The organism is Bacillus sp. XB1 (genome assembly GCF_053557995.1).
In genome coordinates this window covers 646,877-663,503 of the sequence record NZ_JBNRIL010000001.1, presented here as the reverse complement: position 1 = coordinate 663,503, position 16,627 = coordinate 646,877, and the positions used below count along the sequence as shown (strand labels likewise).

Annotated in this window: 18 protein-coding genes and 1 riboswitch; of the genes, 6 read left to right on the top strand and 12 right to left on the bottom strand. The window is 35.1% G+C overall.

Going from position 1 to position 16,627, the window contains the following annotated elements; translation table 11 throughout:
- Positions 1-140: 140 nt before the first annotated feature.
- Positions 141-334, top strand: a riboswitch (Lysine riboswitch).
- 112 nt (positions 335-446) lie between these two features.
- The 3 genes from ACK1U5_RS03235 (at position 447) to ACK1U5_RS03225 (ending at position 3,136) form a co-directional block, all read left to right on the top strand.
- A complete protein-coding gene (locus ACK1U5_RS03235) occupies positions 447-1,913 on the top strand; it encodes an amino acid permease (RefSeq protein ID WP_001083388.1) in 1,467 nt (488 codons plus the stop codon).
- A 113-nt stretch (positions 1,914-2,026) separates the two neighbouring features.
- Positions 2,027-2,332, top strand: coding sequence for an iron-sulfur cluster biosynthesis family protein (locus tag ACK1U5_RS03230; RefSeq protein ID WP_030026273.1), 306 nt, complete (start codon positions 2,027-2,029; stop codon positions 2,330-2,332).
- Between the two features lie 33 nt (positions 2,333-2,365).
- Positions 2,366-3,136 carry a DNA alkylation repair protein gene (locus ACK1U5_RS03225; protein ID WP_069605088.1) on the top strand — a complete coding sequence of 257 codons (771 nt, stop codon included), beginning with the start codon at positions 2,366-2,368 and terminating at the stop codon, positions 3,134-3,136.
- Between the two features lie 109 nt (positions 3,137-3,245).
- Here the strand turns inward: ACK1U5_RS03225 and ACK1U5_RS03220 are convergent, their stop codons facing one another.
- Together ACK1U5_RS03220 and ACK1U5_RS03215 are read right to left on the bottom strand one after the other, a co-directional pair.
- Positions 3,246-4,226 carry a hypothetical protein gene (locus ACK1U5_RS03220; protein WP_047386416.1) on the bottom strand — a complete coding sequence of 327 codons (981 nt, stop codon included), beginning with the start codon at positions 4,224-4,226 and terminating at the stop codon, positions 3,246-3,248.
- Between the two features lie 214 nt (positions 4,227-4,440).
- Entirely contained in the window at positions 4,441-4,722 is a 282-nt protein-coding gene (locus ACK1U5_RS03215; protein WP_000410606.1) for a hypothetical protein, read from the bottom strand.
- Between the two features lie 305 nt (positions 4,723-5,027).
- Between ACK1U5_RS03215 and ACK1U5_RS03210 the strand changes: the two genes are divergently transcribed.
- Positions 5,028-5,789, top strand: a complete 762-nt coding sequence (locus tag ACK1U5_RS03210; protein WP_050821944.1) for a class I SAM-dependent methyltransferase — start codon at positions 5,028-5,030, stop codon at positions 5,787-5,789.
- 180 nt (positions 5,790-5,969) lie between these two features.
- Here ACK1U5_RS03210 and ACK1U5_RS03205 read toward each other — a convergent pair whose 3' ends face one another.
- Positions 5,970-6,494, bottom strand: coding sequence for an NUDIX hydrolase (locus ACK1U5_RS03205; protein WP_069605089.1), 525 nt, complete (start codon positions 6,492-6,494; stop codon positions 5,970-5,972).
- A gap of 158 nt (positions 6,495-6,652) precedes the next feature.
- Between ACK1U5_RS03205 and ACK1U5_RS03200 the strand changes: the two genes are divergently transcribed.
- The gene (locus ACK1U5_RS03200) at positions 6,653-7,276 is read left to right on the top strand and encodes a cephalosporin hydroxylase family protein (protein WP_080481888.1); all 624 of its coding nucleotides are present in this window, start codon (positions 6,653-6,655) and stop codon (positions 7,274-7,276) included.
- Between the two features lie 34 nt (positions 7,277-7,310).
- Here ACK1U5_RS03200 and lepB read toward each other — a convergent pair whose 3' ends face one another.
- Complete coding sequence (gene lepB / locus ACK1U5_RS03195; RefSeq protein ID WP_001986493.1) at positions 7,311-7,832, bottom strand: signal peptidase I; 522 nt, start codon at positions 7,830-7,832, stop codon at positions 7,311-7,313.
- 81 nt (positions 7,833-7,913) lie between these two features.
- Positions 7,914-10,067: a peptidoglycan D,D-transpeptidase FtsI family protein gene (locus ACK1U5_RS03190; RefSeq protein WP_069605087.1), complete on the bottom strand. Its 2,154-nt coding sequence runs from the start codon at positions 10,065-10,067 to the stop codon at positions 7,914-7,916.
- A gap of 289 nt (positions 10,068-10,356) precedes the next feature.
- Here ACK1U5_RS03190 and ACK1U5_RS03185 point away from each other — a divergent pair, with 289 nt between their 5' ends.
- Positions 10,357-10,938, top strand: a complete 582-nt coding sequence (locus ACK1U5_RS03185; RefSeq protein WP_069605086.1) for a hypothetical protein — start codon at positions 10,357-10,359, stop codon at positions 10,936-10,938.
- A gap of 55 nt (positions 10,939-10,993) precedes the next feature.
- On the opposite strand, the gene ACK1U5_RS03180 is transcribed toward ACK1U5_RS03185, so the two are convergent.
- The 7 genes from ACK1U5_RS03180 to pxpB all read right to left on the bottom strand — a co-directional run bounded on the left by ACK1U5_RS03180 (position 10,994) and on the right by pxpB (position 16,617).
- Entirely contained in the window at positions 10,994-11,722 is a 729-nt protein-coding gene (locus ACK1U5_RS03180) for an NAD-dependent protein deacylase (RefSeq protein ID WP_113710662.1), read from the bottom strand.
- 75 nt (positions 11,723-11,797) lie between these two features.
- Positions 11,798-12,445 carry a pyroglutamyl-peptidase I gene (gene pcp, locus ACK1U5_RS03175; RefSeq protein ID WP_069605084.1) on the bottom strand — a complete coding sequence of 216 codons (648 nt, stop codon included), beginning with the start codon at positions 12,443-12,445 and terminating at the stop codon, positions 11,798-11,800.
- Between the two features lie 16 nt (positions 12,446-12,461).
- Positions 12,462-13,424, bottom strand: coding sequence for a DUF979 domain-containing protein (locus tag ACK1U5_RS03170; protein ID WP_001021658.1), 963 nt, complete (start codon positions 13,422-13,424; stop codon positions 12,462-12,464).
- Between the two features lies 1 nt (position 13,425).
- Positions 13,426-14,121: a DUF969 domain-containing protein gene (locus ACK1U5_RS03165; protein ID WP_000239809.1), complete on the bottom strand. Its 696-nt coding sequence runs from the start codon at positions 14,119-14,121 to the stop codon at positions 13,426-13,428.
- Between the two features lie 22 nt (positions 14,122-14,143).
- Entirely contained in the window at positions 14,144-14,905 is a 762-nt protein-coding gene (gene pxpA, locus ACK1U5_RS03160; protein WP_087875520.1) for a 5-oxoprolinase subunit PxpA, read from the bottom strand.
- Positions 14,906-14,917: 12 nt separating this feature from the next.
- Positions 14,918-15,913 carry a 5-oxoprolinase subunit C family protein gene (locus ACK1U5_RS03155; protein ID WP_087875521.1) on the bottom strand — a complete coding sequence of 332 codons (996 nt, stop codon included), beginning with the start codon at positions 15,911-15,913 and terminating at the stop codon, positions 14,918-14,920.
- Complete coding sequence (pxpB, locus tag ACK1U5_RS03150; protein WP_113710661.1) at positions 15,904-16,617, bottom strand: 5-oxoprolinase subunit PxpB; 714 nt, start codon at positions 16,615-16,617, stop codon at positions 15,904-15,906. The genes ACK1U5_RS03155 and pxpB overlap by 10 nt, the downstream gene beginning before the upstream one ends.
- Between the last annotated feature and the right edge of the window lie 10 nt (positions 16,618-16,627).

Here is a 16,627-nt window from a genome sequence, read left to right as displayed (position 1 = left end):
GGTGGAGTTTTGCAAGCGTTTCCTATACAATAACCGATATTTTTTGACTTTTCCTAACAAAATATCTTGCAATATATTCAGAAAGTCATTACAATTGCCATATATTAAAAATCTTAGCAATATATAAATCCTCATCAATCCGATGAGGTAGAGGTTGCGACTTTTAAGAGTACGACGGACGAGACACAGAGAATGTCAGCTGACTCCGTTTGAAAGGAAAAGTTGCCGAAGTTTATATTTCTTCTCTGGAAATATGAGCTGGGGCTGTCTCCGAAAGGAACAGAACTGTCACGTTTACAAAATTACCGTGTAAACGTGGGGTGCTATCTTAACGGAAGGGTATGATGGGGTGGTTATTTGTGAAACGTTCCGCCAAATTCCTTTGGCGGTTTTTTGTATTTTTCTCCCCCGCTCCTTCCTAACCTACAAGAAAAGGAGTGTTGAACATGAATAGCGCAACAAATCAATCTACCTCTAAAACGCAAACTACACAAGGACAAGGTGAATTAAAACGCGGATTAAAATCGCGTCACCTTACGATGATTTCTCTCGGCGGTACAATTGGTACCGGACTATTTCTTGCCAGCGGTGGTGTCATTCATTCAGCTGGTCCTGGCGGCGCATTAATCGCATACGCCGCAATTGGAATTATGGTATATTTCTTAATGACAAGCTTAGCTGAACTTGCAGCTTACATGCCTGTTACTGGATCTTTTAGTACGTATGCAACAAAATTTGTTGATCCATCACTTGGTTTTGCACTTGGATGGAACTACTGGTATAACTGGGCGATTACAATTGCGGCAGAACTAGCGGCCGTAACATTAATTATGAAATTTTGGTTCCCAGATACCCCTTCTCTTATTTGGAGCGGATTATGTTTAGCTATTATTTTCCTTTTAAACTATTTATCTGTTAAAGGGTTTGGTGAATCTGAATATTGGTTCGCACTTATTAAAGTAGTTACAATTATTATCTTTTTAATTGTCGGCTTTATGATGATTTTCGGAATTATGGGGGGCGAAACTGTTGGCTTCAAAAACTTCACTGTTGCTGATGCACCATTTAACGGTGGTATCATGGCAATTATCGGTGTATTTATGGCAGCTGGTTTCTCCTTCCAAGGAACTGAATTACTTGGGGTAGCTGCTGGTGAAACTTCTGATCCAGAACGTAATATCCCGAAAGCAATTCGTTCGATCTTTTGGCGTATTCTTTTATTCTATATTCTTGCGATTCTCGTTATCGGTTTATTAATTCCTTATACAACTGAAAGTCTTGCCGCAAGTGATGTAACAGTAAGTCCATTTACACTTATTTTCGAAAAAGCGGGCGTTGCCTTTGCAGCTTCTGTTATGAACGCTGTTATTTTAACTGCTGTACTATCTGCTGGTAACTCTGGTATGTATGCATCAACTCGTATGCTTTGGGATTTAGCTCGCCAAGGAAAAGCACCAAAATTTCTTGGTAAATTAGATAGCCGCGGTGTACCTGTTAACGCGTTAATCGTAACATCGATTGTCGGTAGTATTGCTTTCATTGCTTCTTTATTCGGTGACGGTGTTGTATACATTTGGTTATTAAACGCATCCGGAATGTCTGGCTTTATCGCATGGGTCGGAATTGCAATTAGTCATTACCGTTTCCGTAAAGCGTATATCACACAAGGAAAAGATTTAAATGACTTACCATATAGAGCAAAATGGTTCCCATTCGGTCCACTCTTCGCATTTACTCTTTGTATTATCGTAATTTTAGGACAAAACTATGGCGCATTTATGGGTGAATCAATCGATTGGAACGGCGTACTTGTTTCTTACATCGGTTTACCACTCTTCTTAGTACTATGGTTAGGATATAAATTTACGAAAAAAACAAAAGTGATTCCACTCGATAAATGTGAACTAAAATAAAGTGAAACGAGCAAACAAATTTGTTTGCTCGTTTTTTGTTGCAAACCTCTTTGCTTCCCTATTGCTCCTGTTTTTGCAATAATAAAGGAAATATAAATAAAGGTTGGGATACAATGAACATTCGCATTACTGATGAAGCAAAAGCAGCTATACATAGATTAGAACGTGAAGACAAAAAGATCATTCGCATTAGAGGGACAATGACAAACTCTTGTAGTATTTTCGTTGATGTCGATTTAATTTGGGATACATATAACGCAGATGATGTTGTATATGAAGATGCAGATCTTATCGTACAAATGGATTCATTCACGAAAGACTACACTGGTGATACGGTGAAACTTGATTATAAGACGACAGGTTTTAGTATTACGACTCCGAGTGAGACGTTAGTTTATGGATTGTCGATTAAAAAATAAAAATTGTTTTCATTTGACCACCGAGGTGAAAAAATGGGTAAATATGTTCCGTTAAAATTTTTATTTAACGAAGAATTAGCAGAAAAAATAGCTGATTCTATTTGTAAATACGATCCGAATTTCTCTAAAAAAAACTTTGTATCCTCTGTAACATGTAAAGTTGAAGGTTTAGGGTTAAAACAACGTATTGAAGTAATAGCAGATGAATTACATAATGCATTACAAAAAGATTTTAATGAAGCAATACATATATTACTAAAAACATTAGGCCCAGAAAATACAACAGAAGTAGGCACATTTACAAACGGATATATGTACATGCCTCTTGCAAAATACATTGAAAAATATGGACTTAACGACTTTGAAACCTCATTCAACGCCATGTATGAAATAACAAAAAGGAATACTGCTGAATATGCCATTCGGCCTTTTCTTCAAACATACCATGAAGACACACTAAACATATTACAAAAGTGGATTCATGATAAAAACAGCCACATTAGAAGATTAGTTTCTGAAGGTACGAGACCAAGACTTCCTTGGGCTAAAAAAACAGGAGCTCTAAAAGGTGATTTTAAGTACAATTTACAGCTTCTTGAACCATTAATGAATGACCCTTCTAAATATGTTCAAAAATCTGTAGCCAATCATATTAACGATATTACGAAAGAAGATAAAGAACTCGTTTTTCAGTGGTTACAGCAATTACGTGATAAACAGCATCCTATTAATCCTTGGATTATAAAACATGGGCTAAGAACAGTAATAAAAAGTGGTACTTTACCAAAAAATTTTTCTTTTTAAGTATTTTAAACAAAACCGCTTATGCTTCAAAAATGAAGCATAAGCGGTTTTCCTTTTGAATACAGAAATAACAAACATAAAAAGTACTTTAAATTTCTTCTTTATATCATTATTTTACTAACTCTTCTATGTTATTACTTTCCTTAATTTTTTCGGATGATAGCCAGAGTGAATAACTTGTTCCATCCTTGTTCCTTAAATATATGTTAAATTCCTTATTATATAGTTCTTCTTTAAGAATAGTGACTACCTTTCTCAAATCATCTATTACATATGGATCATTTCTATATTTTATCTCACTGTCATTGAAAACTAAAGTCAATTCATACTCTAGACAATTGCCGTCTTTCGGGTGTGGACAAGTAATATCCTCAATTACAAAACGATCATTTTGAATTTCATTTAACCTTACGCCTACTTTTGTTTCAGTTTGAATCAAATATGTCCAATAACCGCTTACTGTGTTTTTCATTGTTAAAAGCAGTTCTTCTTTCGTTATAGCTTTTTGCACATTTTGAAAAGGGAAACCTATAGATTCACCATTATAATCCTCAATTTCAAGTGTTGTTATCTTTCTATTACTCTTCTGAATGAATTGAATTAGAGCATATAAACGATCTAATTCTTTTGATTCAAATTGACTGTAATCAATCTTGTCACTCGTTTTTAAAGTTAATAATAACTTATCCGTTGGTTTCTCCTCTATATCATCATCCACTATATATTGAAAAACATTTTTATTTTCAGGTTCCACGTAACCTAATTTTTTAATTTCTTCTAGCATTGGTTTAAATTTCTTATATTCCTCATATGTTTTTTTTCCGTATTGATATTCATCACCTTTTATTCTTGAATATAAAAAGCCATCTACCTCTACTCTAAATTGAATATTTTTGTTATTTTTTGCTTGAACAGTATGATATGTATGCCCCATATTCCCTTCGTTTATAGCACCCCAATGTGTTACAATCACATCAATTCCGTGCTTTTTTTTCACATATTTTTTCACCTGATCGTCATCTTTATAATTACACCCACTTAAACATAAGAAACATAACAATACTAACATTACATTTTTCATTCTTTTCATATAGCACCTTGCCCTCTTTTCGCATAAACAAAATATTCCATATATAAAGAATACTAAATCGCTGAATGTTTTCAAAGAATTAAAATATTTTTACACTCGGTTTATATATCTATTTCTTTTATTAATGGCTCTAATAAGTTTTAATATTGATAATCGAATATAATAAAAAGAAACCTAAATTTAAGGTTTCCCATTTTTACCAACAATTTAAATTTTAATAGATATTTTTTAGCCAAGTAATAATTTGTAGTACCTGAAACGACTCAAACCAAGTAATGAAAAACAGGAGAACAAAGAAAGAGATAAGTGATATGAATTTTAATCTTCCATCTTCACGTCTAGCAATCGCTATAATACTCAGAACCACTCCAATTAAAAAAGAAATATACCCTAATAGGATAATAGGCTCAGAATAGCTATCTATTATCCTATTTAATCCAAATAATAACATTCCAAAAGTCATCAAGGTTATTGAAAATACACTGAATTTTTCCATAATTCAACCTCCAATATAATTTTACTATTTTATGGAGAGAATAATTTTTTTATGCGTATGGATGAACAATTACACTATAAAATTAGATAACTCAATTTATTTTTTCATTAAACAACTGCCTTCTTTTATACCCTCAAAGGATTTTCACTCAATTAACCCGAATATATAAATAACAATTCTCACAAGGAGTAACTTTATATGAATCTATTCGAACACGAAACATAAAACCGTTCCACTTTAATAAGAGGTCCTCCCTTTTTCTTTTCTCATCATATCATCCATTAAAAAAATAGGAGGACATAATTATGAAACGTGATTCATTATTTTTAACTTTATTAGAAAGTGCAAATACACATTTTAGCGGCTGGGATTTTTCTTTCATTTCAGAAACAGGTCGAATGAAGAGCGAGCCTTTATCGTGGTCATACGGCAGTACTGCTTTTCAGCTTATGCAACGTGCAGAATCAATGCTCGATATGGGTACTGGCGGCGGAGAGTTTTTATCTATGTTACAACCGTTCCCGTCAACTATATTCGCTACTGAGGGCTACGCTCCAAATGTGCCAATTGCTCGAAAGAAATTAGAGCCTTTAGGGGTTACCGTTGTAGAAGTGACCGATGATACTGCTTTGCCATTTCAAGATGGTCAATTTAATTTAATTATAAATCAACATGAATCGTATGCTGCTTCTGAGGTAAACAGAATTCTTTCTCCAAGTGGCGTTTTTCTTACACAACAAGTTGGCGGTCTTGATTGCGCGGAACTTAATGAGCAGTTTGGCTCACCACTAAATAGCGAATTTGCAAGTTGGTCTCTCGAAACCGCATGCAGTGAGTTAAAGCAAAATGGATTTACTATCTTAGATGCAAAAGAGGAATTCCCTTTCCAACGCTTTTATGACATTGGCGCTATCGTCTATTATTTAAAAGCAATTCCGTGGCAAATTCCTGATTTTACTGTTGAAAGGTATTGTGAGGAATTATATCGTATACATGAAATCATCTTACAAAAAGGTTATTTTGATGTGAAGCAACATCGTTTTATGATTAAGGCGATTTGTAGCTAACAAAAAGAGGTGGCAAAGCCACCTCCTTTTTGCTCCGTTTACATATGTTCTCTACTCTTTCATAATAAGAAAAGTTATATCATGCATATTACAATTATGACCAATGAATTGTATTTCTGAAACATATAATCACCTCGCATATATGATAAGAGCAAAAACGTGATTTTTCACTTTCCTCTTCTATTGAGAAATGAGTTGTTTTTCATATCGCTTGTTCGCATTATCTTCTGTCAAACATGCAGTTGTGTAATGAATAATATTCCGGTTATCATACGTAAACATATGTTCTAACTTATTTTCTTCTGTTAATACTGTCGGTAAGTATTTTGGTAAATTGCTAACTACTCCTCTATTATCACCATCTAATATCCAATCAATTTCTTTCCATTCTAATAGACCTTCAGCCGTACGTAATGGTGTATTCATTTGCATTCCATCTGGCAAATCAGCAACGAACACATACATTCCTTCACTAGCCTGGGGCTCATCTTTACCTTTAAAACCAACAGTCCCTTTATACGTTACACTTGAAAGTTCTATGCCCGTTTCCTCAAATGTTTCTCTAATTATTCCTTCGTATGGCGTTTCATTATCTTCTATTTTTCCTCCAACACCATTCCACATCCCCATATTCGGCTTTTTATTTCTATTTAACAGCAGTATTTTATCGCTTTTTCTAATAAAGCAAATTGTGTATTTGTACATACGATCATTTCCTTTCATTTTCCACATGAGTTATTTGGCTTATTTTCAAGTAAAAACACTCGCCTTACAATTCCTTACTACATAATATATAGTACAACTTTCATGCGTAAACACTTTACGTCAAACGAGAGAATCCTTTTTAGAAAGGAGAATTTAAAATCGATAATATAAGCAATGAATTTCTAAACCAATATTACAACAGCCTCGTATGGTTAAACGATACACACTGGTTCGGGGTTCCAATCTGTAAACTTCCCTCTGATCTCTTTTTGTATCAAGAAATCATTTATGAATTAAAGCCCGATTTAATTATTGAATGCGGGACTTTTCACGGTGGTAGTGCACTGTATTTAGCTTCTATGTTAGATTTAATTGGAAAAGGTCACGTACTTACTATCGATATAACTCCGCAGCCAAATCGACCATCACATAATCGGATTACGTATTTAACAGCATCTTCTGTTTCTGTGCAGGCCATCCAAACAATAGTAAGCATGCGCAAACCTGATGATGTGGTTTTAGTTATTTTAGATTCTGATCATAGTAAAGAGCATGTATCCAAAGAACTATTACTATATAAATCTATCGTCACTACTGGCAGTTATATGATTGTAGAAGATACCTCCATTAATGGACATCCGCTTCTTCCCGATTGGGGTCCTGGCCCGATGGAGGCTGTGGATGAGTTTTTAACTAAAAATAATAACTTCATAATCGACGAGTCTAAACATAAATTTTTCATATCATTTAATCCAAAAGGTTTTTTAAAGAAAATAAAGTGAAACTTTAATAAGTGGGGTTTTGCTCCTCTCCCACTTATTCTATTATTTTCATTTTTGAAAAAGGATAATATACAAATTCCACCTTGCCAATTATGTTATCTTCTTCAATATATCCTAAGCCATTTCGACTATCTCTACTTACTTCGCGGTTATCTCCCATTACAAATAACTTATTTGGCGGAATTTTTGTCTTTTGAAAGTTATAAAACACTTGTGTGTTGTTAAATAAATCTTTGTTTGTATATGGTTCTTCTTGCTTTTTATCGTTCACATATACCTTTCCGTTCGTTATGTTAATTACATCACCAGGAAGCCCTATTACACGTTTCACATAATATTTCGATTCATCCGCTTCCTTTATAATGACAATTTCTCCGTGTTGTAAATTAGAAAGACGTACTACTGCTTTATTTACAAATACGTAATCTTCTTCATATAAAGTCGGCTGCATCGATTCCCCTTCCACCTTACATAAAGTAAAAGAATGGTAGCCTATGACTATCACCAATATAAATAGTATGTACTTGCCCCAGCCTCTCTTAATCTCCTTTTTCATATCCATTCCCACCTTATAAAGCGCTTTTTAACTCAAAAAATATATCACTGCACAATATGTTTCCATGCAGTGATACTATTTTTACTGTGCCTTGTTCGGTTGTTCTACTGGAATTGAATTTGCATTTGATCTATTTGTTTTTAACTCAAAATACGCATCCAAAATTTCTTTACCAATCGCAGAATTAATTCCTGATTTATCATCATTCACCCATGGTACAACAACTGAAAAAGCTACTTCCGGATCAGCATCATATGGTGCATAACCGGCAAGAGTTAAATTATAACATTTTTTTCGGTTGTTGTTCTCATCTCTTCCAATATCACTTTCTCCACCATATACTGTCTCAGCTGTTCCTGTTTTTCCCGCTGGTTTATATGGTAGACCTTTAAACGTTCCGGTACCTGTTCCGTCAGCTTCTTGAAAAACTCTTCTAAATCCTTCTTTTACATGATTAATGTACGAAGTGTCCATATCCACTCGATTTAATACAACTGGTTCAATCGACCGAACGACTTTTCCTACATCCTCTGGTCTATTCGGTTGCTCTCTAACTTCTTGTACAATTTGTGGTTTCATTCGGTAACCGCCATTTGCAATGGTTGAAATATATTGTGCAAGCTGAAGCGGCGTATATGTATCATACTGTCCAATCGCGTAATCAAGTAAAAATCCGGGTATGTTATCAGTTCTACCTACTTGACCAATTGATTCATTTGGCAGGTCAATACCAGTCGACACACCTAGGCCAAATTGTCTAAAATAGTAGCGCATTTTATTAAATGTTTCTTGTTTAATGTCTAATGGATTGTTTGGGACATAATTAATGCCTGCCATTTTTAAAGCCGTATTAAACATGTAAACGTTCGATGACACTTGCAAAGCTCTTAAATCATCAATATCCCCAAATTCTTTCCACGATTTCTTCGGCTTAGAACTTCCTTTAAAATACATTGGTGCATCAAAGAAATGTGTATACGGCTTAATCGCTTCTGTTTGATATCCAGTTAATAAAGTAGCACCTTTTACAGTTGACCCTAACTCATAAGAACTTGTCATCGTTCCTAATGCATAATCTTCTATTTGCATACCGCCATCTTTATTTACAATTTTCTTTCCTGCCATTGATAAAATTTGACCGTTTTTCGGATTCATCATTACTACGAACGCACGATCCATCATCGGCTCTGCAGCATGAAAGGCTTGTAAATTCTTTTCAAGGCTTCCCTCTACTCTTTTCTGTAAATCCATATCGACTGTTAACATCAAGTTATTTCCACTTTTTCCTTCAGTCACTTTTTCTGTTCGAACAATCTTCCCTGCTTTATCCGTAATATTTTTAGACTGTTCTTTCGTTCCGTGTAGTGCATCTTCGTATTGTTTTTCGATGTAACTTTTACCAATACGGTCGTTTCGATTATAATCACGAACTAAATAATAATCTAATTGTTCTCTTGGCAACCCTTCATTTTCATTAGAAACGCTACCTAGTATAGAGCGCAGTATTTTATCATTTGGGTATTCACGTTCCCAATCTACTGTTGTATCTACCCCCGGTAAACTTGCCAACCTTTCACTAACGACAGCATATTCATTTTGACTTACATCTTTTTTAACGATTTGCGGCGTCATTTTATATCCCGCATTCATTTTGCTTTTAATGGCTAGTACTTCTAGGTCTTCTTTTGAAAGTTCACTTAATTCTTCTTGTGTAATTCTTTCCCTACGTAACTCTTCAACTTTTTTATCTAATTCTTTCCCTTCTATCTCCTGCTTTCTAAATTTACTCTCATCTTCTTTCGTTACTTTCGCTGCTGCCCGCTTTTCATTTAACTGCATCCAAAAATCCTTTTTATCTGTTTCTGTTAACTTGTCTATGTCCTCTTGCGACATTTCAATTAGCTTAGCTAAATCTCTTGCTACTTGTAAAACTTCTTTCGAGTCTACTCCTCTCATTTTCGTATATGTAACGGTTCGCAATGGTTTATTATTTACAATAACGTGACCTTGCCGATCAAACATTTTCCCTCTAGGAACGGGAGTGCTTACCGTTACATCTTCCTTTTTATTTACTTCATTTCTATACGTTTCTCCATCAATGATTTGTACTTTACCTAATTGAATTATAATAGCTGAAAATAAAAGAAAGACAATAAAAAATAGTACATTTAACCGAAATGGAATATGAGTCTTTTTCTTTTTCGATAGTTTTTTCTGCTCCTTTTTCTGTCTCATTTCGCTCCCTCGCTTCATTCTATTAACATTTCTACGCAAAGTCATTATGTATCAAATTTATTTATATGATATATATAGAATTTTATATTAATTATAAAAGAAATAAAAGATTTAATTTTCAGTTTTTTATTTTTATATCCTATTTATTACCATTCCCTGAATGCAAAATAACATGAATATTATTCTAAAAGAAAAATGGGGCAAATTTATTTTTATACCATTAGTTTACATTTCTTTGTATACTAAAGAAATAAATTTATAAAAGACATTACTTAAGGAGAGAACGAAAATGACAGATTCGTTTATCATACATACTAAAACGCCACATTGTTTAAACTTTATGATCTACATTCAAAATATGTATCTCAACCAAAAAGAGAAAAAAGGAAATTTACGTTTTCCTTACATAACAAAAACATTACATTTCTCAAGTGACTTTGAAACAAATTTCAAAGAATTATGGCTGACTCTTCGTAAGCAAACTGCTAACGACAGATATGATTTACAAATTTTCCACGAGGAGAATCATATATTTTATAAGAAACTTTTTGACGCTAATTTATGTGATGAGGAATCATTTAAAGAATTAATATGTAGCTTTAAAGTATGGTGGACTAGCATAGTAGGTCAGCTTTCAATAGAATGTTCCGTAAGTAATTATAGTGAACAACTTTATAATGACTTAGTTTTATACTTAAAGCAAAACGAAATAGAGCCTTTACAACAGCTACATATTAGCTTACTTTATGACGATTGTGTATTCACTAAAGATAATATTACTTCTTACTCTGCTATTTTACCTATGAAACAATTTTTTATAAATTATAGAGGTGTTGTTACTACATTATCAAAATGTTTTCATATGGCTTAAAACAGCGAATACTCAAATAAAAAACTGAGGTATCTACCTCAGTTTTTTCGATAACTTATTTCATTAAAGATACCTCTTCAACAAATTCACCAATTTTATTTTGAAAAACATAATCAAAGTTATATTCCTGTCCTGTTAACTCTTCATTTACTAAAATAGTTGTTTCCCCTACTTCTCTCTTTGCGATTTCCGGAAATGAAGCGACAGGTTGTACTTTTAATGACGTTCCCATAACGAGAAGTACATCTGTTTCATATAAACGTTTCATCGCATTTTGATATTGAGGCAGTGTATCTCCGTATAAAACAACGTCTGGATTTAAAATGAAATTACACTTCTGACAGCGCGGCACTTCATGATCAATCATATACTGTAAATCATATCCCGCTTTACACTTCGGACAATGTGCTGTTTGAAGTGTTCCATGTAAATCAATGACATGTTTACTGCCACCTAATTGATGTAAACCGTCAATATTTTGCGTTAAAATCGTAATATCTTTCCCTTGTTCTTCTAGCTCAGCTAAAAAATGATGTCCACGATTTGGTTTATATTGATGGAACGTATTAATTTGAAAGATTTCTTTATAATGCTTCCAAAATTCTTTCGGACTTCGGTTATAGTACCCTCTTGATAAGTACATCTCCACATTCGCATCAGCATACAATCCATTTGCTGAACGGAAATCTGGGATACCACTTTCCGTACTTGCACCAGCGCCTGTTAATACTGTAATTTTCTTCGCTTTTTCTAAAATTGAACGTACCTCTTCAAATTGTTGCACAAAAATCACCTCTATGTATTTTCCTATTCTTATTATACCAGTTGTTTACAGGAGGTGTTGTACAATTCATTTTACTTAATGCGTTGCGCCCCCAATCTCTACAATATCTCCTTCAACTGTCATCGTTACTTCAATTGCCAATTCTATTCCCTTACGAATAGTAGAAAGTGACATACTCGGTTGCCCTGGATAGTTACTCGCTTGTTCTGGTAAAAACGGAATATGAATGAATCCGCCTTTTATTTTCTTATCATGTTTCTCTAGTTCATGCATAAGTCCATAGAATAAGTGATTACAAACGAATGTGCCTGCCGTCTGTGAAACAGATGACGGTATGCCCTCTTCGCGAAGTTTTTTTACGATTGCTTTCATCGGAAGTGTAGACCAATACGCAATCGCTCCTTCTTCTACAACCGGTACATCTACTGGCTGATTCCCTTTATTATCAGCAATTCTTGCATCATCAATATTAATTGCGACACGTTCTATCGTAATATCTGGTCTGCCCCCAGCTTGTCCGATACATATAATAATTTCCGGCGCTAGTTCTTCTATATACTCTTTTAATACGCTTATTGATTTATGAAATACAGTTGGTATTTGTTTGCTTATTATCTTGTATTCTCCAATTGTTTTTTCATGCAAACCTTTTGCGACTTCCCAAGCTGGATTGATGCTTTCTCCGCCGAACGGATCGAATCCTGTTAATAATACTGTTTTCATAGTTTTATCCTCCTAATTAGAAACGATATACAAGGCCGTACATAATAAACATATTAATAATGAAAATGGAAAGAGCAATTGGTACTTGCGCTTTAATAACCGCATTTTTATCCTTTAGCTCTAAAAGCATCGCAGGTACGATATTAAAGTTTGCTGCCATTGGTGTAAGCAGCGTTCCGCAATATCCAGCAAACATACCGAGTGCTGCCATAATTGCTGGGTTTCCGCCGTGCATTTGAACTATTAAAGGTAAGCCAATTCCGCCAGTAATAACAGCAAACGCTGCGAATGCATTTCCCATTACGACTGTAAATAGCATCATGCCTAAACAGTACGCCATAACAGCAACGAACGGATACTCTGTCGGTAACACTTGTCCGACTAAATCAGAAACGACTTGTCCAACGCCCGACTTCGCAAAAATACCGCCAAGTGCCGCTAACATTTGTGGTAAAATAACAGCCCAGCCGACAGCTTGTAATAGTCTGCTTCCTTCTTGAACAGGCGTTGTTATTTTCGATTTTGTAATACGCATCGCCGCGACAAATGCGAGTAATGCACCAAGCGCTAATGCAACTAAAGTTACTTTATCTGGATCAACAAGAGAGACATTTCCCCATTTAATTTTCCCTAACGTCAACGTACCGATAATTGTAAAAATAGGAATTAATAGTGCAGGCATAAAAATTTTATTTTTTAATTTCTCAGCATGTTTTACACGTTCTTGTACTGGAACTTCTTTTTCCTCTGATTTTGTCACTTTATTTAGCGAGGCTAAAACGACCATAGCGAGCACGATACAGCCAACGTAAAACGAAGGAATTACATTTCCAAATAAAAATGTAACTGCAAACAATGCCCAAAATAAACTAGAACCGAATCTGTTTGGATGTTCACGATCGAATGCGATACGAACAGCGATAAAAGCAACAATTATCCCTAATACATAATAGATTGTATCCATTGTGATGATGTTCATATTAGATTGCCTCCTTCTCTTCTTTTCCTTCTGCCTTCATTGTTTTCTCTATATATTTATCAAACCTTCTAAATCTAATCCAGCTTACAATAAGTGCAGATATTGCTGTCGGAATGCCCCAAAGTGCCATATCCCATACACCGACATGCATACCTACTGAATCGAAGAATCCTTTCATTAATAAAATAGCACCAGTTGCGATGAAAATATCTTCTCCGAAAAACCAAGCTGTATTTTCCGCAGCAGCTGCGTTTGCTTTAATCTTTTCTCTTAATTTTTCAGGAAGTTTACCGTATTTACCTTGCGCAGCCCCTTCTGCCATCGGTGCAACGAGCGGCCTTACTGTTTGCGCATGCCCACCAATATTAAGCCCTAGTGCTGCTGATGATTCTCTTATCGTAAAATATGACATTAATACTCTTCCAGTTGTTGCTCCTTTTGATTTCGTTATAAGTGCTTCGGCTCTTTCTTTTAAACCGTAACGCTCTAAAATTCCGATTACCGGTAAAGTTAATATAATTGGCATAGACATATATCTATTTTCTATGAAAAATTTACCGAACATGCTGATCACATCATAAAAACTTAATCCTGAAACCATACCAGTAACAATACCTGCAACCATAACTACTAAAAGTGTATTTAATCTAAATAAAAAGCCCACTGCCACTAATAATATCCCGATTAATTTCACCAATTCCAACACTTCCCCTCATTTTTTATTTCGGTGCACATATAGAAATACCATCATGTCCGAATGTTCTGTATATTCTTTCTGCAAATTGCACTGCTTTTTCCCCATCACCGTGTAAACAAATCGTTTGCGCCTGAACTGCTACTTTCTCTCCATTGATCGAATTTACATGGCCTTCTTTCACCATTTGAAGTACTTGCTTTATCGCTTCGTCTTCATCTTTTATAAGCGCATTTTCTTCTGTACGGCTCGTTAATGTACCATCTTGCTTATACGTACGATCCGCAAAAGCCTCTTGCACGAGAGTTACTTTGTATTTTTCTGCAGCCTGTATAAACGCCTCGCTATTTGCTAATCCGTAAAGTAATAGACTTGGATTTATATGATAAATTGCCTTTGCGATTGCATCTGCAATTTCCGGATTAGACGCCGCCATATTATATAAGGCACCGTGCGGCTTTACATGATGCATCTTCCCGCCAGCCACTTTTACAAACCCGTCTAATGCGCCGATTTGATATAAAACATAATCGTATACTTCACTTGCTGAAACATTCATGTTTCTTCTACCAAATCCAATTAAATCAGGAAATCCAGGATGCGCCCCTATTGCTACGTTATACTCCAAAGCTTTTTCAACAGTTTGACGCATAATAGACGGATCACCCGCATGAAAACCGCAAGCAACGTTTATAGAGGAAACGAACGGAAGAATTTCATCATCATTCCCCATTTTATAAGCTCCAAAACTTTCTCCTAAATCACAGTTTAAATCGATTGTAGTCACAATGTATTCCTCCTAATTCCAGCTTCGTAAAGCGATGGATTTCTTTAATAGATTCATATTTACTTCTTGTTCTATGTACAATTGTTCCGCTTCTTCAAGCGTAATTTTCTCAAAAGAAACATAGTCCCCCGGCTTTAGCTGGGCAAGAAGAGGTAAATCTACTGAAATGATATTTCCCATTCTCGGATAGCCACCTGTCGTTTGCCTATCTGCCGTTAATATAATCGGCTGTCCGCCATTAGGAACTTGAATGGTTCCAAATGTAACAGGACTCGATAAAATCTCTTTTTCTTCAATCCTATTTAAAACTTCTCCCTCAACCCTATAGCCCATACGGTCAGCATAATTAGATACCTTATACTCTTTCGTAAAAAATGCCTTTCTACTTTCTTCTGTAAATTGATCGTATTCAAAGTCAGCTATGACACGAAGCTTAGGATGTTTCTTATACTTTGGTAGTACGCTGTTGCTAATTACCCATTTCGTTTTTATTCGCTCATCTTTTTGTAAGTCTTGAATGAAACGATTCGCCATTTCTGAGTACGTACCAATTTGAAAACAATCTCCTTTTTTCAGCATTCTTCCTTCTATACCACCAATCGCAGCACGTATGTACGTACTTTTGCTTCCCATTGTACGCTCAATATGTATACCACCCGCAAAAGTCACATACGCTCTACAACCACTTTTCACTTTTCCAAAACAAAGCATACTACCTTCTTCCGCTAAAATGGGACGCCATAATGGGATACGTTCTCCATTTAACAACGGTTCCATGTCTGCTCCGCCAATCGCAAGTAAAGTCGTTTTCTTTATTAACAATTTAGGTCCCATAATCGTCATTTCGAGTCCCGCTTCATTCTCTTCATTACCAACTAACATATTGATCATCCGAAGTGCACTTTGATCCATCGCCCCGCCAACTGGCACACCGTATTGTTGATAATGAGATCGCCCTAAATCTTGGACTGTTGTAAACATTCCCGCATGCAAAACTTCTACATCCATTCTTTAACCCCCTCAAGTGATACGTACTCTTCCTTCGTTATTGGAATAAATCGTAAATACATACCACTTTGAATATATGTTGGTATTTCTTCTTCCGGATTAAATAATGAAATAGGAGTTCGGCCGATAATATTCCATCCACCTGGTGTTTCAAGCGGATAAATACCTGTTTGATTTCCGCCAATACCTACTGAACCAGGAGAGATTTGTAATCGTGGTGTTTCTTTTCTAGGTGTTTCTAATTCTTTTGATAGTCCTCCTAAATACGGGAACCCTGGTGTAAAACCAAGCATATATACAAAATATATAGTTTCACTATGTATTCGAATCACATCTTCTACTTGTAAACCGTGATAATGCGCGACCTCTTCTAAATCAGGTCCATATTCTCCCCCGTAGCACACTGGTATAGAAATATGTTTCACATCCTGTTTTACTTCTTCTTTATAAGAATCACACAGTTCCTTTATATACTGGCGAACGTAATCATATGACCTTTCACTTCTCTCATTTCTCTTCCATACTTCGTATACATTGTAGTAAACAGCTAATGAAGTAAACGATGGAACACACTCAATCATTCCTGCAAACGGATGTTGCTGCAGTGCTTGAAATAACCGCTGTACTTTCTCATATATATCCATCTTAATTTCTTCACCAAATGTAACAATAATTGCTTGATCCCCTAACGCAGAAAATTTCATCCTACTCCCT

Coding starts and splice junctions, on each gene's coding strand:
- ACK1U5_RS03185 (WP_069605086.1), top strand. CDS start 10,357: ATGACAGATTCGTTTATCATACATACTAAAACGCCACATTGTTTAAAC.
- ACK1U5_RS03220 (WP_047386416.1), bottom strand. CDS start 4,226: ATGAAAAGAATGAAAAATGTAATGTTAGTATTGTTATGTTTCTTATGT.
- lepB (WP_001986493.1), bottom strand. CDS start 7,832: ATGAAAAAGGAGATTAAGAGAGGCTGGGGCAAGTACATACTATTTATA.
- ACK1U5_RS03230 (WP_030026273.1), top strand. CDS start 2,027: ATGAACATTCGCATTACTGATGAAGCAAAAGCAGCTATACATAGATTA.
- ACK1U5_RS03225 (WP_069605088.1), top strand. CDS start 2,366: ATGGGTAAATATGTTCCGTTAAAATTTTTATTTAACGAAGAATTAGCA.
- ACK1U5_RS03170 (WP_001021658.1), bottom strand. CDS start 13,424: ATGAACATCATCACAATGGATACAATCTATTATGTATTAGGGATAATT.
- ACK1U5_RS03210 (WP_050821944.1), top strand. CDS start 5,028: ATGAAACGTGATTCATTATTTTTAACTTTATTAGAAAGTGCAAATACA.
- pxpB (WP_113710661.1), bottom strand. CDS start 16,617: ATGAAATTTTCTGCGTTAGGGGATCAAGCAATTATTGTTACATTTGGT.
- ACK1U5_RS03205 (WP_069605089.1), bottom strand. CDS start 6,494: ATGTACAAATACACAATTTGCTTTATTAGAAAAAGCGATAAAATACTG.
- ACK1U5_RS03155 (WP_087875521.1), bottom strand. CDS start 15,913: ATGGATGTAGAAGTTTTGCATGCGGGAATGTTTACAACAGTCCAAGAT.
- ACK1U5_RS03235 (WP_001083388.1), top strand. CDS start 447: ATGAATAGCGCAACAAATCAATCTACCTCTAAAACGCAAACTACACAA.
- ACK1U5_RS03215 (WP_000410606.1), bottom strand. CDS start 4,722: ATGGAAAAATTCAGTGTATTTTCAATAACCTTGATGACTTTTGGAATG.
- ACK1U5_RS03190 (WP_069605087.1), bottom strand. CDS start 10,067: ATGAGACAGAAAAAGGAGCAGAAAAAACTATCGAAAAAGAAAAAGACT.
- pcp (WP_069605084.1), bottom strand. CDS start 12,445: ATGAAAACAGTATTATTAACAGGATTCGATCCGTTCGGCGGAGAAAGC.